Raw genomic sequence first — 22,938 nt, 5'->3', positions numbered from 1 at the left:
TTATCTCGCAAGATACACTTTCTGTTAACCGCCTCATGCGTTAAAGTAAAGCTACGGGCGTCGCACGGCGCCATTTACCCACAACAGCACCATGGCCATCAGTAAAATCAACCCATCCGTTTCGCCGCGGCGCGCCTTCCACCACCGCGCGCGCAACCGATGCGGGAACCGCACATGACACAGGACCAACGCTCCTCGCCCGGCGCGGCGACACCGCCAGCCCGGCTGCCCAGTGCCGCCGGCGAGCACGAGGCCCGCCGCCAGCTCGACGAACTGCTGATCTTCCAGCTGGAACTGGAGGCGCAAAACGACGAACTGCGGCGCGCCCACGCCCACGTGTTCGACTTCACCGAGCGCATGCAGGCGAAGCAAGCGCTGCAGGCCGCCGAATCGTTCGCCAGGGCCACCATCGATGCGGTGGCGACGCACATTTGCGTGCTCGACCGCGGCGGCGTCGTCCTCACCACCAACCAGGCCTGGCGCGCGTTCCACGCCGAGCAGGCGCGCCTCGACGTCGGCGCCAACTACCTGCACCTGTGCGACAACGCCGCGCCCGACGCGCTGGAGTCGCCGCAACTGGCCGACGGCATCCGCGCCGTACTCGGGCGCCAGAGCGACAGCTTCTCGGCCGAGTACCCGTGCCGCGCCGGCGGCGCGCCGCGCTGGCTCGGCGTCAACGTCACCCGCTTCCAGGGCGACAGCGGCAACGTCGTCATCGCCCGCCAGGACATCAGCGAGCGCAAGCAAGCCGAAACGCGCCTGCGCCTGGCCGCCAGCGTCTTTAGCGGGGCCCGCGAGGGCATCATGGTCACCGACCCGGCCGGCACCATCGTCGAGGTCAACGACGCCTTCACCCGCATTACCGGTTACAGCCGCGCCGAGGCGCTGGGACGCAATCCGCGCATGCTCAAGTCGGGCCGCCAGTCGGCCGAGTTCTACGCGCAGATGTGGCGCGCGCTGGTCGACCAGGGCCACTGGCACGGTGAGGCCTGGAACCGGCACAAGGACGGCGCGGTCTACGCCGAGATGATCACGGTGAGCGCGGTGCGCGACGCCGACGGCGCCACCCAACACTACGTGGCCCTGTTCACCGACGTCACGCAGAGCAAACGGCAGTTGCAACAGCTCGACCGCATCAGCCACTTCGACGCCCTCACCGGCCTGCCCAACCGGGCGCTGCTGGCCGACCGCCTGCAGCAGGCGATCGCCCACAGCGAGCGCCACAACCAGTCGCTGGCGGTGGTCTACCTCGACCTTGACGGCTTCAAGGCGGTCAACGACCAGCACGGCCACGAGGTCGGCGACGAACTGCTGATCGCCGTCGCGCAACGGCTGAAGTCGGCGCTGCGCGACGGCGACACCATCGCCCGCATCGGCGGCGACGAATTCGTCGCCGTGCTGACCGAACTGGCGCAGCCCGACGACTGCGAACCGATCCTGGCGCGCCTGCTGCAGGCCGCCGCCGCGCCGCTGTGGCTGGAACAGCCGGCGCCACTGGAACTGCGCGTCGGCGCCAGCATCGGCGTCACGCTCTACCCGCACGACGGCGCCGACGCCGACCTGCTGATGCGCCACGCCGACCAGGCCATGTACCACGCCAAGCAGGCCGGCAAGAACCGCTACCACCTGTTCGACGTCGGCCGCGACGTCGCCGCGCGCAGTCAGCGCGCCGAGCTGGCCGACATCGAGCGCGGCCTCGGGCAGGACGAGTTCGTGCTGCACTACCAGCCCAAGGTCAACATGAAAACCGGCGCGGTCATCGGCGCCGAGGCGCTGATCCGCTGGCGCCACCCGCAGCGCGGTCTGCTGCCGCCGGCCGCCTTCCTGGCGCCGATCGAACTCCATCCGCTGGGCGTGCGAGTGGGCGAGTGGGTCATCGGCGAGGCCCTGCGGCAGATCGCCGCGTGGCGCCGCGCCGGCCTGACCATCGCCGTCAGCGTCAACGTCGGCGCGCACCAGTTGCAAAGTACCGACTTCCTGGCGCGCCTGACGGCGCTGCTGGCGGCGCAGCCGGAGGTGCCGGCCCACTGCCTGGAACTGGAAATCGTCGAAACCAGCGCGTTGCAGGACATGGCGCAGGTGTCGGAACTGATGCAAGCCTGCCGCGCGCTGGGCGTGCACTTCGCGCTGGACGACTTCGGCACCGGCTACTCCTCGCTGACGTATCTGAAACGCCTGCCGGTGGCGCTGCTGAAAATCGACCAGAGTTTCGTGCGCGGCATGCTGGAAGACGCCGACAGCCTGGCCATCATCGACGGCGTGGTCGGCCTGGCGGCGGCGTTCCGGCGCCAGGTCATCGCCGAGGGCGTCGAAACGGTGGCGCACGGCGAACTGCTGCTGCCGCTGGGCTGCGAACTGGCGCAGGGCTACGGCATCGCCCGGCCGATGCCGGCCGCCGAGCTGCCCGGCTGGGCCGCGGCCTGGCGGCCCGACCCGGCATGGACGGCGTGGCGCGGACGCAGCGCGCGGCGCGACGACGTCGCGGTGGTGTTCGCCGAGGTCGAGCACCGCCACTGGCTGCGCGGCATCGAAGCCTTCCTGGCCGGCGCGCCCGACGCGCCCCGTCCACCGAGCGCGCAGGGCTGCCACTTCAGCCGCTGGCACGCCAGCGAAGGGCGCGGGCGCTACGGCATGCACCCGCGCTTTGCCAGGCTGATCGCACTGCATATGCAACTGCACGAGCGCGGCAGCGAGTTGGTCGAATTGCACAGCGCCGGCGGCGCCAGCGCCGAACAACTGGCGCCGCGACTGGCCCACCTGCACGCGCTGCGCGACCAGATGATCGACGGCCTGCGCCGGCTAGTGCACGACGGCGCCCAACAGCACCTCGACTAAGCCTACGCCCGCGACGACTGAGGGGGCAGACCCCGGTTTACAATCCGACGCTCCCCGCACAATCAAAAATCGTAGGTCGGATTAGCGGCACGCGTAATCCGACAATGTTGGCCGAAGCGCGACGCGCTGTTCCGGGCCAACATTGTCGGGTTACGCCCTTTCGGGCTAACCCGACCTTCTATGATGAATTCCAAGTCAACTGGTTTTTCGCAAATTTATCCTATCCCTTGTTTCGGTATCGGCGGGGTCAAGGGCGGGCGAAGCCCGGCGAAGCGAACCCTTGACGCCGCCGATACCGAAATATGCTGGTCCATGGCGCCATGACGCATATTGCGGCTTGGCGCCATGCCGACCTGTTTCGTTTTGGCCTTCGTTCATTGCCAGCGCTTTGCTTTCGTCGTTCGTACAGCCCAGTTCGAAGCTCTCGGTCATCATTGCGTGAGACTTCACGTCCCACCACCTTCTATCCGCTGGTTTTGCTACCCCAGCCTAATTCTGCATGCGCGTTGCGCTTAGTGACCTTGATGCGTGCAAGCCCCATCTACTAGGGTCGGTTGCCATGGGCAACCAGGTCGGGTTACGGGCCTGCCTACTCCTTGCTGCTGCGTACTTCAACGTAATGCCAACTACTGGTACTGAACGTGCCGCCTTACTCCCTTATGCCGCTCGTTTCAACTGCGCCCCTTCGGGGACGATCCCATGCTCCAGGTAGCGCCACAGGGCGACCACCAGCTTGCGCGCCACCGCGACGATGGCGATGCGCTTGCCGCGCTTGTTCTGGCCTCCCTGCGTGCGCCGGGCGAACCATTTCGTCATCACGCTGTCGGGTTGGTAGCGCAGCCAGAACCAAGACATCTCGATCAACAGCGCGCGCACGCGCCGGTTGCCCTGCTTGCTGATGCCCTGGTCAACCCGGCTCTCGCCGCTGTCGTAGGGCTGCGGCACCAAACCGACGCAGGCGCCCACCTGCCTGCGGTTCTCGAATTTGCGCCAGAACAGCTCCAGCACCAGCCTCGTCGCGCCCACCGGCCCCACCGCCTTCAACCGTTCCAGGTCGGCAATGCGCTGGCGCACCTCCGGCGGCAATTGCTCCGCCATCCCTTTTTCCAGCGCGGCCAGTTGTTGCTGCGCCAACTCCAAACGTTTGCACTCCTGTTCCAGCCGCTGCTGCAGCTGCGCCGACAGCGGATCGCCGTCGTAGCAACACAATTCCCGCTTGTTCAGCCGCGCCCCCACATCGCCGCCGACGCCATCCCAGCAGCCGACGGTGCGCAGCAGCTTGCGGATCCGGTCGCGGTGCTGCTGCGTTTCCTTTTGCAACTCGCCGCGGTCCCGTACCACGTGCCGCTGCGCCTCGGCCTCCACCGTCGGAACACGGATCACGTGCATCCGGTCGTACTCGCCACGCAACCAGCCCCGCAATGTCAGCACCAGCTTGATCGCGTCGAGCCGGTCGGTCTTGGCCCGCCGTTTGTGCCGCTCGACGGGAATGCTGGCAGGGTCGCAGATCACCACCTCGTAGCCCAGCTTCGAGAGGGCGCGTTCAATCCAGAAGCCATCCTGACCAGCCTCGTACAGCACGACGGTGCGTACCTCGGCGGCCAGGCCCCACTTTGCCTTGAACTTCTCAATCTCCTGCACCGTTTCGTTGAGGCGCCCCGCCGCTGTCTCGCCGGAAACCGTCTGAATCGCCGGCTTCTCTCTCTTTCCGTCGTGCAAGGCAATTTTCCAGCTCTTGCTCGACAACTCTAATGCCACTGCAAAAACTTCGACTTCAGGCGTAAAATCGTTGGCGCGGGTCGGTTGCATGATTTTCTCCTAAGTTGATTCTTCGAACCTTCACTTTAGGATTAATTTGCGTCTTTTGCCGACCCGCCTTCATTCATAGTATCTACGAAAATCGCGCTAACTGGACGGCACTAGAGTCTGACACCGATCTGCTACACTCCCGCCAATTCATCAATCAAACAATCCCGAGCAGATCCATAATGAAAAGTAGTTCAAAAGGCGGCCTGGTGTACTCCACCGAAGTCGGCCGCACCTGCCCCGAATGCCGGCAAGCCGTCGCCGAGTGCGGCTGCAAAGCCCAGGCCAAAACCGCGCCCGCGGGCGATGGCGTGGTGCGCGTATCGCGCTCGACCAAAGGCCGCGGCGGCAAAAGCGTCACCCTCGTCAAAGGGCTAGTGCTCGACGCCATCGCCCTCGCCTTGCTGGGCAAACAGCTGCGCACAGCCTGCGGTTGCGGTGGCACGGTCAAAGACGGTGTGATCGAGGTGCAAGGCGACCACTGCGACCTGGTTGTCGATGCGCTGAAAAAGCGCGGCCACAACGCCAAGCGCGCGGGCGGCTGACGCCGGGGCCGTACCAATTTGCGAAAAACCGGGTCGCGCTTCCGGTTGGACAGTTCAAAGGCGTTCTTTTAGCCGCCGAAGCTGCGCAGCTTGGTAAGCGCCGAAATCGACATCGTTAAACAGGCAACGAATCAAGGGATCGTCGACGATATCCGCCGACTGAATTTCCTCTTCGGTTTGCGTATCGAACACCGCATCGTTGATACGCATGTACATGGAGGTGAGCGACTCGCCCAACGCCAGCGCCGCGTAAAACTTCGCAATGGGGATCTCGGTGGTCCAGGACAGGGCCTGTTCGCCGTCGACGACGAGGGGCGTTATATTGTCGCCTTCCAGGCGGTAGTGGAAGTCTGTGCCCGTTCCCGCGTGGTCGTAGACCGACAGCCGCCACACGCGCACCTTCTCGAAGTAGCTGTCCGGCGCAAGTTCCATCTCACTGTATTTTTCAAGCAAGCCCGAACGGCAGTAACCGATGACCCTGTCGGTCTGCTCCGCCGTCAGGGGCGAAAAATGGCAAGCAATTTCCGACGTGGGCGGCGGCGCCGCATTGCCCTCGTATTGATAATCGACATCTTGCTCGCCGACGGGCAAGACCCAGCCCAGCGGCGAACCTGTCTGAAGCGATTTTCCATCCAACAGCACAGACACCGATGGATTGAGTCTGACTATCTGCGCGTCCGGCAGCGCCGCCCCCACCTCTTGTTGAAACTGGCTGTAGCTGATCGGGAAAAAGGCGCGGTTATACCAGGACCACGATTCCTGCAGAAATTGGCAGGAACTCGGCACCACATAGCGGGGATTGAGTATCGTGAGTTGCTCGATCCAGTCGGCCGGCAACGCCGCCGGCGCGGCGGCGGCGCGGGACGGCGACAGTACCTCGATCTCGCGCATCGTTTGGAACGGCCACAGCACCATGTCCCAGGGCGCGTCCTGCGCGAGTCCGACCAGCGCCTCGGGACCGATCCACGAATCGACGACGTTCAGCACATTCAGGCCGGCCGCCTTGATTTGAAACATGGAGTCCACGTCGGAATCGAGCGCCTCGCGCGGGAACACCTCAAACGGGCCGACGCTGATGGGAACATTGGTGCGCAGTTGATGAACATGGACGAAGCCCAGCTCGCGCACCATCGCGAAGAGTTCTTCAAAGAGACAGTAGATATACAGCGGCGTCCGCCGGTCCAACAAATCCAGGCTTTCGAGCGAGCAGTGGTCGTCGTGGTAGTGAGAAATGAAGACGGCGGCGAACCTCACCTTCCTGATCTGCTCGCGATCGAACCTGACGTCGGGAAAGGCGTGACAATTCCGGCTGAAGGGATTTTCAAAGATCGGGTCGAAGGCGATCTGCGTATCGTCGCACTCGAAGACGTAACCCGCGTGAAGTATCCTGGAAATTTTGAGAGTCATAGGGTCGGCAATGGCATTCGGTGAAATGCGCGGGGAGCGCATGCGCCTGTGGCGCGCGCGAATTATCTCACGCAAGCCGGCCCTGCCGCATCTGCCGCCGCGGGCGGACACTCGCGTCGCCCGCCGCGGCATCGACCTTACATTAGGCGGCGGCGCTCATCCAGACGCCGCTCAGCGCGATCAAGCCGCCGCTGGCGCGCAGCCACAGCGACTGGCGCTGCAAGCCGTTGCCGAACAAAACGCCGGCGCCGTGCAGTACCGCGCTGGCGGCCATGAAGCCGAAGGCGTATTGCCAAGGCGTGCTCAGCGCCGGCATTTCGCTGCCATGCGCGAAACCGTGGAACAAGGCAAACACGCCGACCATCGCCGCGCCCAGCGCCGTTGGCATTTTCACCGCCAGCGCGATCAACAGGCCGAGCAGCAGAACCGAGGTGGCGATGCCGCCTTCGACCATCGGCAGGCCGACGCCGGCCATCGCCAAGCCGCCGCCGGCGGCCAGCAGCGCCACGAAGCTCAATGGCAGCAGCCATTTCGCGCGGCCGCCTAGCTGGGTCGCCCACACGCCAACGGCCAGCATGGCCAGCAAATGGTCCAGGCCGAGGAAGGGATGCATCAAGCCGGCCATTGCGCCGTGCGTGTGGCCGGGATGGGCGGCGGCCGCGCCGCAGAACGCCAGCGGCGCCAGGGCCAGTAAGCGGATGTGTTTGGATTGCATGGGTGATTCTCCTTGGATTAAAAATGGGGGGTGTTGGTTCATTTCAGGGCCGACGCGCAGCGGCCATGCCAGGCTATCGCCATGGCGTTCCCGTCAGGTTCGACAGCACCGCGGCGACATTGCTACGGCTGGTGTGGTAGCCGATGAAGACCAGCTCGGAGCGCCGCGCCGCCGGTTTGACGGCGTCGACGCTGATGGTCACGCGCGAGCGCACGCCCTGCACCAGTACGGCGCGCGGGGTCGCGTCGGTGCGGATGAAGCCTTTACTGCGCAGGATGGGTTCGACCTTGGCCGCCTCCAGCAGCGCCGCCTTGAGCTGGTCGGCCTGCTGCGCGACGTCGCTGCGCAGCACGAACGAAAGCCAGCCGGGGTCCTGTTCGTGGAAGTGCTTGTGGGTCGCCAGGCCGTGGCTGTGCGCGCTCAGGCCGGAGTGGGCGTGGCCGTTCAGCCGGCTTTGCTCGGCCAGCACGCCGGCCTGCGGCCCCGGCATCGCCGGCAGCGCCGTGTAGGTGTGGCCGTGCTCGGTGCGCGTCGGCTGGTGCAGCCGCAGCCCCAGCGCCAGGCGGATGTCGAGCCGGGCCTGGTGCGCCAGTTCCAGGAAGCGCACGTTGGGCGCGCGCTGGCGCACCCGCGTTTCGGCCAGCAGCAGCGCCTCGTCGTCGAGGCCGTCGATTTTGTTCAGCACGACGACGTCGGCGTATTCCAACTGCTGTTCGAACATGGTGGCGGCCGGATTCACCGCCGGGTTGATACCCACCCCGTGTTCGAACTGGTCCGACAGCAGCAGCGGCGTGTCGACCACGGCCAGCGTGGCGTCGAGGATGAAGTCGTCGCACAGTTCCGGGCTTTGCAGCAGTTCCATCACCGCCGTCGGCAGCGCCAGGCCCGAGGTTTCAATCAGCACGTGGTCGACGTTGGCGCGCCGCGCCGCGATGGCGCGCATGGTCGGCACGAACTGTTCGTCGTCGCCGTAGGCGATCAGGCCGTACGGGAAGTCGTGGATGCGCACCTGCTCGTCGCCGCCGGCCTCGTCGCGGATCAGCGCGCCGTCGATCGAGATTTCGCCGAACTCGTTGATCAGCAGGGCCAGGCGCCGCGTCTGGCGGCGCTGGATCAGGCTGCGCAGCAAGGTGGTTTTGCCCGAGCCGAGGAAGCCCGTCACGATGGTGACCGGTATCAGCTGCTTCATGCGATGTTCCAGGCTTTCAGCTGCGCCAGCACGGACTCGAAACTGGTGGCCAACTGCGGATAGTCGAGCTTGGGACGGTCCACCACCAGCATTGGAATGCCCAGCGCCTGCGCCGCCTGCGCCTTGGCGCGGTAGCCGCCGGCGTCGCCGGAATCCTTCGTCACCACGCAGTCGATTTTCCAGTCGCTCCACAGCGCCGTGTTGAAGGCCGCCGAGAACGGCCCCTGCATCGCGCAGATGCGGTCGCGCGGCACGCCCAGCGCAATCGCGCGCTGGATGAATTCCGGCTCGGCGGTCAGGCGCACGAACCACTGCTTGTCGGCCGCGCCGGGCAAGGTCAGGAAAGTGGCCAGGTCCTTCGAGCCGGTCGCCAGGAAGATGCGCTGGCCGAGTTCGATGGCGCGCTCGCCGGCCTGCTGGGCCGAGGCGCACAGTTCGCCGTCGGCCGGCGCGAACTCGCTGGCGCGCTCGTAGCGCAGGTAGGGGATGCCCAGTTCCAGCGCCAACCCGATCAACTGGTCCGACATGCTGGTGGCGTACGGATGGGTGGCGTCGACCAGCACGCGGGCGCGGCTTTGCGTCAGCGCCTGGCGGCGCGCTTCGATGCCCTGGCGGCCGGCCCAGATGGTCGCGCCGGGGCAGTCCTTCAACGCCACTTCGCCGCCGTAGCCGGTGGCCGCCGACACCACCACCGGGCTGCCCTGCCCCGCCGCCAGTTGCGCCGCCAGCGCGTTGCCGTCGCTGGTGCCGGAGAAGACCCAGACGCCGTCGGCCGGCAGCGCCTCGCGCTCGGGCGCGGCCAACGGCGCGCCTTCCGGCATGGACCAGTCGTTGTAACCGCGCGGCGTGTAGATCTGGCCGCGTTTGCGCTTGGTGAAGCGGTTGCCGACGACGATGGTGGTCAACATGTCGAACTGCAGCGACGGCAGTTCGTCGAGGCGGTGGATGCTCACCTGCTGGCCGGGCCGGTAGGCGTTCTTGACGACGCCGCACAGCGTGTGGGGGGCCTTCGATTCGAGCATCAGTTGCAGCACGCGGTAGACGCCCTGCTGGCGCCCGGCGCTTTGCACGTTGTACATCACGCAGGCCAGGTCGGCCTGGGCGATGTGGCGGGCGCGGTGTTCGATCCAGTCCCACGGGCACAGCAGGTCGGACAGGCTGAGCGTGGCGAAGTCGTGCGACAGCGGCGATCCGAGCAGCGAGGCGCAGGCGTTCGCCGACGTAATCCCCGGCACCAGGTTCACTTCATAGGTGTCGTCCTCGCTCATTTCCTCGTAGGCCAGCGCGGCCATCGCGTAGATGCCGATGTCGCCGCTGGAAATCAGCGAGACCTTGGCGCCGCCGCGCGCCTTTTCGATCGCCAGCAAGGCGCGTTCGCGCTCCTGCGTCAGCGGCGGCGTGTGGATCTCCTTGCCCTCGATGTGCGGCGCGATCCAGCGCAGATACAGTTCATAGGCGACGATCACGTCGCTGCTTTGCAGGGCCGCAACCGCGCGCGGCACGATCAAATCGCCAAAACCAGGTCCAACCGACACCAAATTCAATACACCGCTCATATTTCCATCCATTTATCTTGAACCACTGCGACGGCGACGCCGTCCAGACTCGTTTTCGGCACCAGCAACTCGCCGCGCGGGCTGGCCACCAGGGCGCACGGCTCGCACACGCCGTCCAGCCCCACGTTTTGCATTACCCAATCCGACGCCTTGGTGACCCAGGGCCGCGCCGCCAGCGTGGCGCGGGCGAACACGCGCAGCGGCAGGCCGTGCTTGCGGCAAAATTCCAGCAGGCCCGGCTCGTTCGCCTTCAGATCGACGGTGGCCACTTCGCGCACCTCGGCTATTTGGCGTTGGCCGCGCTGGCCCAGCGCGTGCAGCACCGCCGCCTCTATCCGCTCGGCCGGCACGCCCTTGCGGCAACCGATGCCCAGGGTCAGCGGTTTTAGCGCCTCGGTGGCCGTCGTCACCACCGGCACCGCGCCGACCACCGCGGCCACGCGGTAGGCCAGTTCGTTGGCGCCGCCCTCGTGGCCGGCCAGCAGCGAGACGGCGAAACGGCCCGCCTCGTCCAGTACCACCAGCGCCGGATCGCTGTGTTTGTCCTGCGCCAGGCCGTCGAGGAAGCGCACGGCGATGCCGCTGGCCGCCACCATCACCCATTGGGCGTGCTGGCGGTAGGCGGCGCCGAACTGCGCCTTCTGCGCCACGCCCGGATTCAGCCAGGGCCGGTAGACCTCGGCGCCCAGGCGCGCCCGCAGCACGGCGGCCAGCGCCTCGCCTTCGGCGCGCACCAGCCAGATGCCTAGGGCGGCGTCGCTCACGCGGCGGCCTCGGTCACGTCCACGGTTTCAACGTCGGCGTCAAGCTTGGCCTTGGCTTTGCCCTTGGTCTTCTTCACCACGCGGAACAGGTGCGTGAAGTCCTTCGAGTACAGGCTGGACTCGGCGGCGACGTTCTTGTCGAGGGCGGCGCCGACCAGCATCATCGTGGTCAGGTTCCAGGCGCCGCGCTTGGTATCCTTGAGCACCGTGCCCAGCGTGCCCTGGTAGATTTTCTGTTCCGGCCAGCTGGCGCGGTAGACCAGGTTCACCGGCGTCTCCTGCGGATAGTGCAGCGACAGGTCGGCGACGATTTTCTTCAGGTGCGGGCCGGACAGGAAAATGCACATGGTGGCGCGGTGTTCGGCCAGCTTGGCGATCGATTCGAGTTCCGGCACCGCCGAGGCGCGCCCGGAAACGCGCGTCAAAATCACCGTTTGCGACACTTCCGGCTTGGTCAGCTCGGTCTGGATCGCGGCGGCGGCGGCCGTGAACGAGGACACGCCCGGCACGACGTCGTACTCGATGCCGAGGGCGTCGAGGCGGCGCATCTGCTCGGCCGTGGCGCCATAAATCGCCGGGTCGCCCGAGTGCAGCCGCGCCACGTCCTTGCCGGCGGCCTGCGCGCGCACGTAGCAAGCCTGCTGCTGTTCCAGGTCGAGCTGGGCGGTGTCGATCAACTCGGCGTCCGGCCGGCAGTGCTGCAGCATGTCGGTCGGCACCAGCGAACCGGCGTACAGCACGATGTCGACGCTGCCCAGCAGGCGCGCGCCGCGCAGGGTGATCAGGTCGGCCGCGCCGGGGCCGGCGCCAATGAAATATACCTTCATGTCTATCTTTCTTCTCGTGGATTGCGGCGCACCAGCATGGTGGCCAGGTAGCCCATCGCCTCGTCGGCAACCAGCCCGCCGACGCCGTTGGCCAGCATTTCGCCGGGCAGGCCGATGCGGCGCGCGAAGGCGCAGTGTTCGGCGATGCCCATCTCGCGCAGCAGGTCGAGCACCCAACCCAGGCGCGTGCCGACCTTCATCAGCACCACGATGTCGTGGGTTTCAATGTCGCGCCGCAGCTCCTCCGGGGTTTCCGGGCACGGCAAAATGAGCACGCGTTCCTTGCCCTCGCCCAGCGGCCAGCTGAGCGCCGCCGCCGCCGAGGCGTAGCTGGTGATACCGGGGAAGGTGCGCAGCGGCAGGCCGGGCAGCCGTTCGCGCAGCGCCGCCAATACGTAGCCGTAGGTCGAGTAGGTCAGCGAGTCGCCGATGGTCAGGTAGGCGACGTTGCGGCCGGCGCGCAACTGTGCGGCGATGCCGTCGGCCAGTTGCGCGTAGTGCTCGCTGAGCACCGAACGGTCCGGGTCCATATTGAATTCAATGTCGCGCAGCTTGGCCGGGTCGAGGTCGATGCCGGCCAGGCATTGCAGCGCCACCGAGGCGTTGACGCCGCGCGCGCGCGGCGCGTAGATCAGGTCGGCCTGGCGCAGCGCCTCCAGCGCCGCCAGCGGCAGGTAGCCGGCCGGACCCGGGCCGACGCCGATGCCCCACAGCGTGCCCAGTTGCGTGTCCACTGAGGTGTTCAACCCTGCGCTCATGCCGACGCTCCCAGCGAATTGCCGGCCAGGTCGAACAGACGCACTTCCAGGCGCTTCACCGACGGCACGCGGGCGTGCGCGAGCGCGCCGATGCGCCGCTCGATCTCGATCCAAAATGCCTGCGCACCGGGTTCACTTCTTAATATTTCCATTGCCGCTTCCACTGTGTTTGCGTTTTCTATCTCTTGCACCAGGGGCGCCGCGTAGCCCATTTCAGCCGCCACCCGCGCCACTCCGGCCATCGCCATATTGCTCTTGCTCGAATGCGTATCCCACCAGCCGTCCAGCACCTTCGCCAGCTTGCCCGGGTGCCCCGCCAGCCACAGCACGTCCAGCGTGCGGCCCTCCTCCTGCAGCGCCTTTTGCGTGAAGTCGAGCGAGTCGCCCAGGAAGTTCGCGATCTGCACGCTGCGTTTTTCGGGCAGGCCCAGCACGTCGCGGGCGTAGTCCCGTCCGATTTTACCGGGCAAATACGCCACGCTTTGCGCGCCGCCGCCCAGCGCCACCCGCACGTACACTTCAATCGACGCGATCCAGGTGGCCATCGACATCGGCTCGACGATGCCCGAGGTGCCGAGGATCGAAATGCCGCCGAGGATGCCCAGGCGCGGGTTGAAGGTCTTGCGCGCGATCGCCTCGCCGTCCTCGCAACCGATGGTCAGGTCGAAGCCGGCGTCGAGCTGCCCGGCCAGCGCCTCGTCCAGCACCTCGGCCACCGCCATGCGCATCATCTGCCGCGGCACCGGGTTGATAGCCGGCTCGCCGACGGCCACGCGCAGGCCAGGCTGGGTCGCCGTGCCGACGCCGCGGCCGGCGAAAAAACGCACCTCGCCCGCGTCGCTGCGGCGCACCTCGGCGAAAATCGTCGCGCCGTGGGTATTGTCGGGGTCGTCGCCGCCGTCCTTCAAGACTTCGGCCCGGACCACGCCTTCGCTTAAAAAATCCACCATCTGGATCGGCACCACCAGGTAGTGCACGCCGTCCGGCAGGCTGACCTTGACGGTGTCGCTGCGCTCGCCCGACAGCAGCAAGTTCAACGCCGCCTTCACCGCCGCCGTCGCGCAACTGCCCGTGGTGCGGCCGCGGCGCAGGCCGTTCAGGGCCAGCACCGCCAGGTCATACTCGCTGCGTTCAGCCAGGCTCATACCCGGCGAGCTGGTTCAGCGCGTCGATCATCATGCCGTTGACCACGCTGGCCGCCCACGGCGAACCGCCGCGCGTTCCGCTGTTGGTAATGCGCGGCACTTGCAGGCAGCGCCGCAATTCCTCCTTGGTTTCGCGCGTGCCGACGAAGCCGACCGGCAGGCCGATCACCAGTTGCGGGCGCCAGCCGTGGTCGCGGATTAGCCGCACCGCCTCGGCGATGGCGGTGGGCGCGTCGCCGATCGACACGACGACGTCGTTGCCGAATTTTTCCCAGCCGCGGCGGATGCCGGCGGCCGAGCGGGTGATGCCGTACTGTTCCGACATCAGGTGCGTTTCGCGGTCGTGCACGCCGCACCAGGTGTCGATGCCGAGCTGCTCCAGCAAGGCCCGTTTCAGGCCGGTCTGCACCATCGTCACGTCGGTCAGCACGCGTTTGCAGCGCAGCAGCGCGCGGATGCCGCTTTCGATGGCGCCCGGCGAGAAGTACATATCGTTGACGGCGTCGAAGTCGCCGCTGGTGTGTACCAGCCGCTGCAGCACCGTCAAATGCGCCGCCGGGAAGGCGCTCCAGTCGCGCCCGTCGGCGATGATGCGGAAGCTCTCGGCCTCGATCGGATGCGGCTCGTAGGGCGCGAATTCCGGCTTGGCCGGCGCCGTCTCGGCGCCTTCCTTGGCCAGCAGGCCGCGCACCGCCATGTGGTGGGCGCGCTGCGGCTCGCCGACCTGCTGCTCGAAGCCGACGATCTGCACGCGGTATTTGCACAGCGAGCAGTTCATCGCGGCGCGGCCTTCCACGGCTTCGCGCGCGCGTTCGATCATGACGTCGGCGACGTGCGGGTGGGCGCCGAAGTAGCCGGCCTTCAGCACTTCGATGCCCGGCTCGCGCTCGCGCAGGTCGTCGGCGGCGGCGTAGATGCGCTTGACCAGCACGCCGTCGAACAGGAAGAACGGCAGCACCACCAGGCGCGCGTAACCCATGCGGGCGGCGGCGCGCAGGCCGTCGGCCACCAGCGGCGTGGCGGTGCCGGAATAGCAGACGTAGGCGGCGCCGAAGCCCATGCCCTCTTCCAGCATGCGCGCCATCTTCGACACGTCGCCGTTGGCGTCGGGGTCGGTGGTGCCGCGTCCGACCAGCACCAGGCAGGTGTCGCCGCGGCGCACGGTGGCGGGCGAAGTCGCCTCCGCCTCGACGATGCGTTGCTGCGCCAGTTGCAGCAGTTTCGGGTGCAGGTTCAACGGCGCGCCGAAGTGGAAATCGATGTCCGGGTAGTCGCGCGCCATCGCCTGCACCTCGGCCGGCATGTCGTTCTTGGCGTGGCGGGCGGCCAGCAGCACGCCCGGCACCACCGCCAACTGGCGCGAACCGGCGGCCAGGTTGGCCGTCACCGCCTCGGCGATGGTCGGGCTGGAGAATTCCAGGTAGCCGTGGGTGACGACGTCGTTCGGCGCGCGCGCCCGCACCAGCTCGACCAGCGCCTCGAATTCGCGCACGGCGTCGGGGTCGCGGCTGCCGTGGCCGGCCACGACGATGCCCAGTTTGTCGGCCTGCGTCATTTCTGCTCCGGCGCTTCGATCTGGCTGGCCATCGGGTCCAGCGTGCGGATCAGCATGATGCTCATGTCCGAGCATTTGTGTTCGGCGCATTCGGCCAGTGTGCCGTGCCATTCGGCCTCGCCACGGGTCAGGTTTTCCCACACCTCGGTCGGATGCTCGGGCGAGATGTTCTGCTCCATCAGATAGGCGGCGATGTGCCAGGGCATGAAGGAGCGCGCCTCGTCCCAAGGGCACGGAATGACGATGGCGTTGCGCTGGTCTTGCAGCACGTGCACCAGGTGGCGCTTGAACGGGCTCAAGTCGCCGCGGCGGTGGAAAGTGATGAAGGTGGTTTCGTCGAAACAGACCTTGGCGCGCGAGGCCAGGATCTGCGCCGACGAGATGCCCGGTAGCGATTCGACCGGATGGCCGACGGCGCGCTCGACCCGCTCCAGGTATTGGAAGCCGCTGAAATGGATGTCGCCCATGAAGACGACCACGCATTTTTTGCCGGCGTGGTGTTCGATGGCGCACTCGTCCAGCTTGGCGACCTGGTCGCGGTAACCCATCGTGATCACCTGGGCCTCGGCCGGGATCAGGCTGCGCACCACGTTCAGCACGGCCTCGAAGCCGGCGACGACGTCGGCGTTGCGGATCAAGTCCGCGCCACGCTGCGTCAAATATCCAATGTCACCCGGCCCTGCGCCGATACAAATGATCATACAAACTGCTCCTAAAGAATGTCGTAATTAAAACCAACGGCGGGCATGCTAAACCAACTTCGCCACGCCGACGACGTCGCCGACGATGACGATAGCCGGGCTGCCAATGCCTTGCGCCTCCACCACGGCGGCCAGTTCGGCCAGCGGCGCCGCCACGCTGCGCTGCTGCGGCAAGGTGCCGTGCTGGATCACCGCCGCCGGCCGGGTAGCCGGCATGCCGGCGGCCAGCAGGCTTGCGACGATCTGCGGCAAATTGGCGATGCCCATATAGATTACCAGCGTCCCGCCGGCGGCCACCAGGCCCGCCCAGTTGGTCGGGTCGTCGTTGCAACCGTGCCCGGTCAAAAACGTCACGCTGCGGGCGTGGTCGCGGTGCGTCAGCGGAATGCCGACCGCGGCCGGGGCGGCCACGCCGGAGGTCACGCCGCTGACCACTTCGACTTCAATGCCGGCCGCTTGCAGGCACTGCATTTCCTCGCCGCCGCGGCCGAACACGAACGGATCGCCGCCCTTCAAGCGCGCGACGACGCTGCCGGCCAGCGCGTGCTCCAGCAGCTGCTCGTGGATGGCCTGCTGCGTCGCCGAATGGCGGCCGCCGCGCTTGCCCACTTCGACCACGCGCGCATGCGGCGCGATAAAGCGCAGCACGTCGCGGTTGACCAGGTCGTCGAGCAGCACCACGTCGGCTTCGCCCAGCAGGCGCACCGCTTTCAATGTCATCAGTTCGACGTCGCCGGGTCCGGCGCCGATCAAATATACTTTACCGGGCGTCATGCGGCACCCATCCGCGCGCGTATCGTCAACGCCAGGCTGTCGGCCGACAACTGCTCCAGCGTCAGGCATTCCGCGCCCAGGGTGTGCGCCAGTTGCGCGGCGCGGCCCAGCCGCAGGTAGCCGCTTTCGGTGTCGAGCACCAGCGCGGGAACGCCGCGTTCGGCCAGCAGCTCGGCCATCGCCAGCGATTCGCGCCACGGGTCGCCGCCTTCGCTGAGGGCGACGTTGGCCTTGCCGTCGGTGAGCAGCACCAGTAGCGGCGGCGCGTTGCCGGCGGCGCGCTCCAGCGTTTCCAGCGCCAGTTGCAGCGCGTGCGGCAGCGGCGTGCGCCCGCCGGTGGGCAGCTCGCCCAAGCCTTGTTCGGCACGGTCGACGCTGCGGGTCGGCGCCAGCAGCACCTGCGCCGCCTGGCCGCGGAAGGAAATGACGGCCACTTCGTCGCGCCGCTGGTAGGCGTCGGTCAACAGCGTCAGCACGGCGCCCTTGACCGCTTCCATGCGCCGCTGCGCCGCCATGGAGCCTGAGGCGTCTACCACAAACAGGATCAGGTTGGCGCTTTTACCGACGCGGACTTGCTGGTGCAGATCGGCCTGCGTCACCTGCAAATTGCCGGGGTCGCGCAAGGCGGCGCTGCGCAGCGTTGCGCCGATGGCGAGGCTGCTCGGATTGTCGTCGGGTACCGCACGCACCACGCGTCCGCGCGGCGCGTTCAGCGCTTCGCTGCGGCGGCCCATGCTGGCACGGGCGGCGCTGGAATCGACCACGATACGCGGCGCGGCGCCATTGGCGGCCGCGGCGGCGAACACCTGCTCGTCATTCTGTTGTTCGGATTCGCCTTGCTCGTTTTGCTGCTGCTCCGGGTTTTGCTGCTCGCAGCCGTCCTCCGGCTGCGGCGGCTGCGCGGCCTGCTGCATCAATTCGTCCAAGCGTTCACGGTCCAGCCCGGGCTGTTCGAACGGTTTACGGCGGCGCCGGTGCGGCAGCACCAGTTCGGCGGCGCTGCGCAAGTCGGCCGGCGTGACTTGCAAACGGCCGTCCAGCGCCGCCAGTGCGCGCGAGGCTTTGTGCATGACGATGTCGGCGCGCAGGCTCGCCACCTCGAATTCGCAGCACAGGTGGCTGATCAGGTCGAGCATGGCGTCGTCCAACACCACGTCCGGCAGCAGGCGCTGGGCGGTGGCGAGCTGGCGGTGCAGCGCCTGCTGCTGCAATTCCCAGGTGGCGCTGTAGCCGGCCGGGTCGGCTTCGTAGGCGATGCGCCGGCGCACCACCTCGGAGCGCACCTTCTTGTCACGCGGCGCCGTCACCTCCACCATCAGGCCGAAACGGTCCAGTAGCTGCGGGCGCAGGTCGCCCTCTTCCAGGTTCATCGTGCCGACCAGGGTGAAGCGCGCCGGATGCTGGATCGACAAGCCTTCGCGCTGCACCGAGTTGACGCCCATCGCGGCGACGTCGAGCAGCACGTCGACCAGGTGGTCGGCCAGCAGGTTGACCTCGTCTATATAGAGCACGCCGCGGTGGGCGGCGGCCAGCAGGCCGGGCTGGAAGGCGCGTTGGCCGCCTTGCAGCGCGCGCGCCAGGTCCAGGCTGCCAATGACGCGGTCTTCGGTCGCGCCCAGCGGCAGCGTGACGAAGGGCACGGTGGACAGCTCGGCGCCGCCCTCGCCGCACACCTCACAATGCTGGCACGGCGCGCCGGCCGGGCAGTTGAAGGCGCAGCCGGCGACGCGCTCTATGCGCGGCAGCACGTCGGCCAGCGCGCGCGCGGCGGTGCTTTTCGCGGTGCCCTTGTCGCCCCGGATCAGGACGCCGCCCATGCTCGGGTCCACCGCGCACAGCAGCAGGGCCGCCTGCAATTGCGCTTGCCCGACGATGGCGGAGAAGGGGAAATTCATGCTTGTCATTTTATGCGCTGCGCGGGGTCTCGCCGCGCGCCTCCAACAGGGTTTCACTATTCAGGTACAGCTCGCGCAACTGCTCCAGCGTCTCGGGGCGCGGTTCGGCCCACATGCCGCGGCTGGCCGCTTCCAGCAGGCGCTCGGCGATGGCGTTTTGCGCCCACGGATTGGCCTCCTGCAAAAAGCGCTGCATCTCGGGGTCGAAGCCGTAGGCCTGGGCCACGTCCTCGTACATCCAGTCGTCCATTACCTGCGCCGTGGCGTCGTAGCCGAACAGGTAGTCGACCGTCGCGGTCAGCTCCAGCCCGCCCTTGTAGCCGTGCCGCTGGATGCTGGCCAGCCACTTCGGGTTGACCACGCGCGAGCGGAACACGCGCAGCGTCTCCTCCTTCAAGTCGCGCACCTGCGCCCGCGCCGGGTCGTGGCTGTCGCCGAAGTAGTGGCGCGGCTGCTGCCCGGTCAGGGCGCGGATGGTGGCGATCATCCCGCCGTGGAATTGCAGGTAGTCGTCGCTGTCGAAGATGTCGTGTTCGCGGTTGTCCTGGTTGTGCAACGCCACCTGCACGCCCGACAGGCGCACCTTGAAGGCTTCGCGCTGGTCGGCGCCCTGGGCGCCGCGCGCGTAGGCGTAGCCGCCCCAGTTGACGTAGGCCTCGGCGAAGTCGGCGTCGGCCTCCCAGTTTTTATGCTGGATCAGCGGCAGGATGCCGGCGCCGTAGCTGCCCGGCTTGGCGCCGAAGACGCGGTAGGCCGAGCGTTTCTCGGCCTCGTCCCGCGGCAGTCCCTGGCCAATCCAGTCGCCCAGCTCGGCCAGATAATGTTTGCGCACGAAGTTGTGGGTCAGCGGCTCGTCCAGTTGGATGACGGTGTTGACGGCGTCGTCGATCAGGTCGATCAGCTGCGGGAAGGCGTCGCGGAAGAAGCCGCTGATGCGCGTGGTGACGTCGATGCGCGGGCGCTTCAACTCGTCGAGCGGGATCACCTCGACGCCGCTAACCTGGCGGCTTTCCGCGCGCCACACCGGGCGCACGCCCAGCAGCGCCAGGATCTGCGCGACGTCGTCGCCGTGGGTGCGCATCGCGCTGGTGCCCCAGATGCTGATGGCCACGCTCTCGGGATAGGCGCCGGTTTCGCGTTCGTGCCGCACCAGCACCTCGTGCGCCAGTTGCAGGCCGACGCGCCAGGCCGACTGCGACGGTACGCTGCGCGGGTCGACCGAATAGAAATTGCGCCCGGTCGGCAGGATGTGCGCCATGCCGCGGGTCGGCGAGCCGCTCGGGCCGGCCGGCACGTATTCACCGGCCAGGCCGTTGATCAGGTTGTCGATTTCGTCGGTGGCGCGCGCCAGGTTCGGCACCAGTTCGCGGCAGGCGAAACCGAGCACCTTGCGCAGCGCGTCGAAACGGGCCGCGCTCGGACTCGGCTTGACGCTGGCGCTGGCCGCACGCGGCGGCGCGGCCGGCTTGGCGCGCGGCTTGCCCATTTGCGACAGCATGTTGCCGCCGCCGGCGCGCAGGGCCGGTTGCAGCAGCGGCTTGGCGGCGGCGCTGTCGCCGACGTCAAGACCGCTGAAGACGAGGTCGAGGACGTCGTCAATGCGCGCCGCAGAATAGGCGTGTTCGTGCAGCTCGACGAACAAGCGACGGCACAAGCCATCAATCGCGTCGAGCGCGTCGGCGCGGGTGACAACCGCGCAGTTGGCCAGCCGCGCCAGCGCGTCAACGACGTTCAGGCGGCGGCCCTTTTGGTCGAGCAGCATGTCCATGTTCAGGCCGAACAAGCGCGCCACTTCGGCTTGCAGGCCGGGGATTTCCAGATTCGGCAAACGCGTCAGCGACACCAGCATGTCCGGCATCTGCTCCGGGTCCGGGCCACGGCCGAGGATGTGCAGGCCGTCGCGAATTTGCGCCGAGCCCAGCTCGCACAGGTAGCCGTCGAGGTCTTCGATCAGATGGGCGACGTCGGAGCCGCCCATGCTGGCCAGCGCCTCGGGCAATTCTCCGTCGTGGTCGTGTCCATGGTCGTGACCATGATCGTGGTCGTGACCGTGATCGTGGCCATGGTCGTGTGCGTGCCCGTGGCCATGCTCATGATCGTGATCGTGGTCGTGGTCGTGGTGCAGCAGGCGCGCCTGCAAATCGGCGTTCAGGTTGGTCTGTTTGACCAGCTCCCAAATCTGCTGCTGCAACAGCGGCAGCTTGGCCGGGTCCAGCACCTCGACCTGGTAGTACTCGTCGACCAGCTGGGTCAGCTGGGCCAGCGCGCCGTAGGTGTCGGCGGTGGTCATCGGCGGCGTCAGGTGGTCGACGACGACCGCGTGGCCGCGGCGCTTCGCCTGCGAGCCCTCGCCCGGATCGTTGATGATGAACGGGTAAAACAGCGGCAGGTCGCCCAGCAGCGCGTCCGGGAAGCAGTTCTCCGACAGGCCGACGCCCTTGCCCGGCAGCCATTCCATGGTGCCGTGCTTGCCGACGTGGACGATGGCGTCGGCGCGCCACTCGTCGCGCAACCAGCGGTACAGCGCGTAGTAATGGTGGGTCGGCGGCAGGTCCGGCTGGTGGTAGATCGCGTCCGGGTCCATGCCGTAGCCGCGCGGCGGTTGCAGCGCCACGAAGGTGTTGCCCAGTTCGATGCCGGCCAGCGCCAGGTGGCCGTCGTGGACGTAGGCCTCGCCGGGCGCGGCGCCCCACTGGGCCGTCATTTTGTCGCGCATCTCGGCTGGCAGGTCGGCGAACCAGGTGGCGTACTGCGCCGCCGGCACGCGCCCGGCGGCGTGCGTCAACTGCTCGGCGGTCAGGTAGATATTGTCGTAGGAACAGCGCTGCACCAGGTCGTGGATCAGCGCGGTGCCGTCCTTCGGCACCTCCCCGATGTCATAGCCGGCCACGCGCATCGCTTCGAGGATGCGCATCAACGACGCCGGCGCGTCCAGCCCGACCGCGTTGCCGATCTGCGAGGCCTTGCTGCTGGAATTGGTGAACATGAAGGCGACGCGCTTGTCGGCGTTCGGCAGCCGTTTCAGGCGGGCGAACCGCGCCGCGATGCCGGCCACGCGGGCGACGCGGTCCAACAGCGGCTCGTACTCCACCGCTTCGCTGGGCATGCCGGCCGCGCGCGCCTTGAACGACACGGGTACCGTGATGATGCGGCCGTCGAACTCCGGCAAGACCACGTTCATGGCCGCGTCGAGCGGATTCAGGCCGCGCGCCGACTGCTGCCACTGGGTCTGCGTCATGCCGCTGGTGATCGCCTGCAGCACCGGCACGTTGAGCGTTTCCAGCACGCCCACCGACCAGCCGGCCGGGGTCGGCCCGCCGGGGGTGATTTCGCCCATGGCGAACGAGGTGGTATTAATGAGTACGTCGATGTGGGCGCCGTCGCTTTCACCTTGTTCGCCGCTAAAATAGCGCAGCGCGCTCGGCAGCGTCGCGCCGCCGTCGCCGCCGGCGCGCAGCGACGCGGTGAACACCGGCAGCACGTTCAGGCCGCGCTGCTCCAGCGCCGCCAGCAGCGCGTCGATGAAGCGGGTGTTCCCGCTCATCCAGTGGGCGCGGTAGAAAACGATGCCGACGCTCGGCTTTTCCGGCGCCCGCAACGCCAGCCAGTCGGCCACCCCGGCGCCTTGCGCCAGGTCGGGATGGTAGATCCCGTGCTCGGGCAAGGCATGCGCCGGCTCGAAACCGAAGCCGGTCAGCAGCAGATGGTCGGACAGGTAGCGCAGCAACTGCGCCAGGTTGGTGCTGCCGCCGGCCTGGAAGTACTTTAGCGCCTGTTGCAGCACGTCCGGCGAAACGGTGGACACCGCCGCCAGTTCCGGGTCGGGCTCGCCGGTGCCGCTGATGGCGATCAGGTGGCGTCCCTGGCGCTTGGCCATGCCGACCAGTTCGGCGAAGCCGGGCACGCCGCCGAGGCGGCCCAGCACGCGCAGCACGATGATGCGGGCGCCGGCCAGTTCCTTGGCCAGCAAGGCGGCCATCTGCGTTTCGCTTTCCAGCGATTGCAGGTTGACGCCCGCCACCGGAGCGAAGTCCGGCGGCATCTGGGACAGCGCGCTGTGCAAAACCGTCAAATCATTCGACGCGTGCGTCAACAGCGCAATGTGCGCCTTCCCAGCCGGTGCTTCAGACATCTTCTTTTTCCAATGTACAGGTATCGCCTTCGCCGAGGCGATGGAAAATCAAATCGCTCACTTCTTCGCCGCCGACCAGATGCTCGCTGACGATGCGTTCCACCGCCGCCGCGTCGACGCGGTTGTACCAGGTGCCTTCCGGGTACACCACCATGATCGGGCCGTTGTTGCGGCAGGCGACCATGCAGTGCGTGCGGGTGCGCTTGATGCGCAGCTCGGGGCGGGCGTCGATCTTCTCGCCCATCAGCTCGAACATGGCCTGCGCCTGCACGCCGTTTTCGGTGCAGCGCGGGCCGACGCACATGAATACGTGACGGTTGTGGGTGCGCATGGC

General features: G+C 67.3%; 18 protein-coding genes. 2 read left to right on the top strand and 16 right to left on the bottom strand.

All coding sequences use genetic code 11. The features are described from left to right. The first annotated feature begins 174 nt into the window (after nt 1-174). A complete protein-coding gene (locus JANGC3_RS28425; protein WP_232429656.1) occupies nt 175-2,835 on the top strand; it encodes an EAL domain-containing protein in 2,661 nt (886 codons plus the stop codon). A gap of 195 nt (nt 2,836-3,030) precedes the next feature. On the opposite strand, the gene JANGC3_RS32370 is transcribed toward JANGC3_RS28425, so the two are convergent. Together JANGC3_RS32370 and JANGC3_RS0104990 are read right to left on the bottom strand one after the other, a co-directional pair. Next, complete coding sequence (locus JANGC3_RS32370) at nt 3,031-3,270, bottom strand: hypothetical protein (RefSeq protein WP_157406410.1); 240 nt, start codon at nt 3,268-3,270, stop codon at nt 3,031-3,033. A 222-nt stretch (nt 3,271-3,492) separates the two neighbouring features. Further along, nucleotides 3,493-4,644: an IS110 family transposase gene (locus tag JANGC3_RS0104990; protein WP_017878279.1), complete on the bottom strand. Its 1,152-nt coding sequence runs from the start codon at nt 4,642-4,644 to the stop codon at nt 3,493-3,495. Between the two features lie 179 nt (nt 4,645-4,823). Between JANGC3_RS0104990 and JANGC3_RS0104985 the strand changes: the two genes are divergently transcribed. Then, entirely contained in the window at nt 4,824-5,186 is a 363-nt protein-coding gene (locus tag JANGC3_RS0104985; protein ID WP_017875380.1) for a translation initiation factor Sui1, read from the top strand. Between the two features lie 54 nt (nt 5,187-5,240). Here JANGC3_RS0104985 and JANGC3_RS0104980 read toward each other — a convergent pair whose 3' ends face one another. The 14 genes from JANGC3_RS0104980 to JANGC3_RS0104915 all read right to left on the bottom strand — a co-directional run bounded on the left by JANGC3_RS0104980 (nt 5,241) and on the right by JANGC3_RS0104915 (nt 22,935). Further along, nucleotides 5,241-6,593, bottom strand: a complete 1,353-nt coding sequence (locus tag JANGC3_RS0104980) for an MBL fold metallo-hydrolase (protein WP_017875379.1) — start codon at nt 6,591-6,593, stop codon at nt 5,241-5,243. A 142-nt stretch (nt 6,594-6,735) separates the two neighbouring features. Next, nucleotides 6,736-7,308: a HupE/UreJ family protein gene (locus JANGC3_RS0104975; protein ID WP_017875378.1), complete on the bottom strand. Its 573-nt coding sequence runs from the start codon at nt 7,306-7,308 to the stop codon at nt 6,736-6,738. A 73-nt stretch (nt 7,309-7,381) separates the two neighbouring features. Further along, the gene (locus JANGC3_RS0104970; protein ID WP_017875377.1) at nt 7,382-8,497 is read right to left on the bottom strand and encodes a CobW family GTP-binding protein; all 1,116 of its coding nucleotides are present in this window, start codon (nt 8,495-8,497) and stop codon (nt 7,382-7,384) included. Next, a complete protein-coding gene (gene cobJ / locus JANGC3_RS0104965; RefSeq protein WP_026132566.1) occupies nt 8,494-10,053 on the bottom strand; it encodes a precorrin-3B C(17)-methyltransferase in 1,560 nt (519 codons plus the stop codon). Before cobJ ends, JANGC3_RS0104970 begins: the two co-directional genes overlap by 4 nt. Beyond that, nucleotides 10,050-10,817, bottom strand: a complete 768-nt coding sequence (locus JANGC3_RS0104960; RefSeq protein WP_017875375.1) for a cobalamin biosynthesis protein — start codon at nt 10,815-10,817, stop codon at nt 10,050-10,052. Before JANGC3_RS0104960 ends, cobJ begins: the two co-directional genes overlap by 4 nt. Then, nucleotides 10,814-11,644, bottom strand: a complete 831-nt coding sequence (gene cobM, locus JANGC3_RS0104955; protein WP_017875374.1) for a precorrin-4 C(11)-methyltransferase — start codon at nt 11,642-11,644, stop codon at nt 10,814-10,816. Before cobM ends, JANGC3_RS0104960 begins: the two co-directional genes overlap by 4 nt. 2 nt (nt 11,645-11,646) lie before the next feature. Then, nucleotides 11,647-12,402 carry a precorrin-2 C(20)-methyltransferase gene (gene cobI / locus JANGC3_RS0104950; RefSeq protein WP_035787542.1) on the bottom strand — a complete coding sequence of 252 codons (756 nt, stop codon included), beginning with the start codon at nt 12,400-12,402 and terminating at the stop codon, nt 11,647-11,649. Then, complete coding sequence (gene cbiD / locus JANGC3_RS0104945; protein ID WP_017875372.1) at nt 12,399-13,547, bottom strand: cobalt-precorrin-5B (C(1))-methyltransferase CbiD; 1,149 nt, start codon at nt 13,545-13,547, stop codon at nt 12,399-12,401. Before cbiD ends, cobI begins: the two co-directional genes overlap by 4 nt. Next, the gene (locus JANGC3_RS0104940; RefSeq protein WP_017875371.1) at nt 13,534-15,102 is read right to left on the bottom strand and encodes a precorrin-8X methylmutase; all 1,569 of its coding nucleotides are present in this window, start codon (nt 15,100-15,102) and stop codon (nt 13,534-13,536) included. The genes cbiD and JANGC3_RS0104940 overlap by 14 nt, the downstream gene beginning before the upstream one ends. Further along, nucleotides 15,099-15,803, bottom strand: coding sequence for a cobalt-precorrin-7 (C(5))-methyltransferase (locus JANGC3_RS0104935; RefSeq protein ID WP_026132565.1), 705 nt, complete (start codon nt 15,801-15,803; stop codon nt 15,099-15,101). Before JANGC3_RS0104935 ends, JANGC3_RS0104940 begins: the two co-directional genes overlap by 4 nt. A gap of 48 nt (nt 15,804-15,851) precedes the next feature. Next, on the bottom strand, nt 15,852-16,577 hold the full coding sequence (gene cobA / locus JANGC3_RS28420) for a uroporphyrinogen-III C-methyltransferase (protein WP_035787541.1): 726 nt from the start codon (nt 16,575-16,577) through the stop codon (nt 15,852-15,854). Then, the gene (locus JANGC3_RS0104925; protein WP_017875368.1) at nt 16,574-18,472 is read right to left on the bottom strand and encodes a putative cobaltochelatase; all 1,899 of its coding nucleotides are present in this window, start codon (nt 18,470-18,472) and stop codon (nt 16,574-16,576) included. Before JANGC3_RS0104925 ends, cobA begins: the two co-directional genes overlap by 4 nt. 10 nt (nt 18,473-18,482) lie before the next feature. Then, on the bottom strand, nt 18,483-22,604 hold the full coding sequence (locus tag JANGC3_RS0104920) for a cobaltochelatase subunit CobN (protein WP_026132563.1): 4,122 nt from the start codon (nt 22,602-22,604) through the stop codon (nt 18,483-18,485). Further along, entirely contained in the window at nt 22,597-22,935 is a 339-nt protein-coding gene (locus JANGC3_RS0104915) for a (2Fe-2S) ferredoxin domain-containing protein (protein ID WP_017875366.1), read from the bottom strand. The genes JANGC3_RS0104920 and JANGC3_RS0104915 overlap by 8 nt, the downstream gene beginning before the upstream one ends. Between the last annotated feature and the right edge of the window lie 3 nt (nt 22,936-22,938).

Origin of the sequence: Janthinobacterium sp. CG3, assembly GCF_000344615.1 — a bacterium.
In the GTDB taxonomy this organism is placed as follows: domain Bacteria; phylum Pseudomonadota; class Gammaproteobacteria; order Burkholderiales; family Burkholderiaceae_D; genus Janthinobacterium.
This window is presented reverse-complemented; position numbering and strand designations above follow the sequence as displayed.

Excerpts from the sequence above, each read along its gene's own strand:
- JANGC3_RS28425 (WP_232429656.1), top strand. The coding sequence starts at position 175 with ATGACACAGGACCAACGCTCCTCGCCCGGCGCGGCGACACCGCCAGCC.
- JANGC3_RS32370 (WP_157406410.1), bottom strand. The coding sequence starts at position 3,270 with ATGATGACCGAGAGCTTCGAACTGGGCTGTACGAACGACGAAAGCAAA.
- JANGC3_RS0104990 (WP_017878279.1), bottom strand. The coding sequence starts at position 4,644 with ATGCAACCGACCCGCGCCAACGATTTTACGCCTGAAGTCGAAGTTTTT.
- JANGC3_RS0104985 (WP_017875380.1), top strand. The coding sequence starts at position 4,824 with ATGAAAAGTAGTTCAAAAGGCGGCCTGGTGTACTCCACCGAAGTCGGC.
- JANGC3_RS0104980 (WP_017875379.1), bottom strand. The coding sequence starts at position 6,593 with ATGACTCTCAAAATTTCCAGGATACTTCACGCGGGTTACGTCTTCGAG.
- JANGC3_RS0104975 (WP_017875378.1), bottom strand. The coding sequence starts at position 7,308 with ATGCAATCCAAACACATCCGCTTACTGGCCCTGGCGCCGCTGGCGTTC.
- JANGC3_RS0104970 (WP_017875377.1), bottom strand. The coding sequence starts at position 8,497 with ATGAAGCAGCTGATACCGGTCACCATCGTGACGGGCTTCCTCGGCTCG.
- cobJ (WP_026132566.1), bottom strand. The coding sequence starts at position 10,053 with ATGAGCGGTGTATTGAATTTGGTGTCGGTTGGACCTGGTTTTGGCGAT.
- cobM (WP_017875374.1), bottom strand. The coding sequence starts at position 11,644 with ATGAAGGTATATTTCATTGGCGCCGGCCCCGGCGCGGCCGACCTGATC.
- cobI (WP_035787542.1), bottom strand. The coding sequence starts at position 12,402 with ATGAGCGCAGGGTTGAACACCTCAGTGGACACGCAACTGGGCACGCTG.
- cbiD (WP_017875372.1), bottom strand. The coding sequence starts at position 13,547 with ATGAGCCTGGCTGAACGCAGCGAGTATGACCTGGCGGTGCTGGCCCTG.
- JANGC3_RS0104940 (WP_017875371.1), bottom strand. The coding sequence starts at position 15,102 with ATGACGCAGGCCGACAAACTGGGCATCGTCGTGGCCGGCCACGGCAGC.
- JANGC3_RS0104935 (WP_026132565.1), bottom strand. The coding sequence starts at position 15,803 with ATGATCATTTGTATCGGCGCAGGGCCGGGTGACATTGGATATTTGACG.
- cobA (WP_035787541.1), bottom strand. The coding sequence starts at position 16,577 with ATGACGCCCGGTAAAGTATATTTGATCGGCGCCGGACCCGGCGACGTC.
- JANGC3_RS0104925 (WP_017875368.1), bottom strand. The coding sequence starts at position 18,472 with ATGAATTTCCCCTTCTCCGCCATCGTCGGGCAAGCGCAATTGCAGGCG.
- JANGC3_RS0104920 (WP_026132563.1), bottom strand. The coding sequence starts at position 22,604 with ATGTCTGAAGCACCGGCTGGGAAGGCGCACATTGCGCTGTTGACGCAC.
- JANGC3_RS0104915 (WP_017875366.1), bottom strand. The coding sequence starts at position 22,935 with ATGCGCACCCACAACCGTCACGTATTCATGTGCGTCGGCCCGCGCTGC.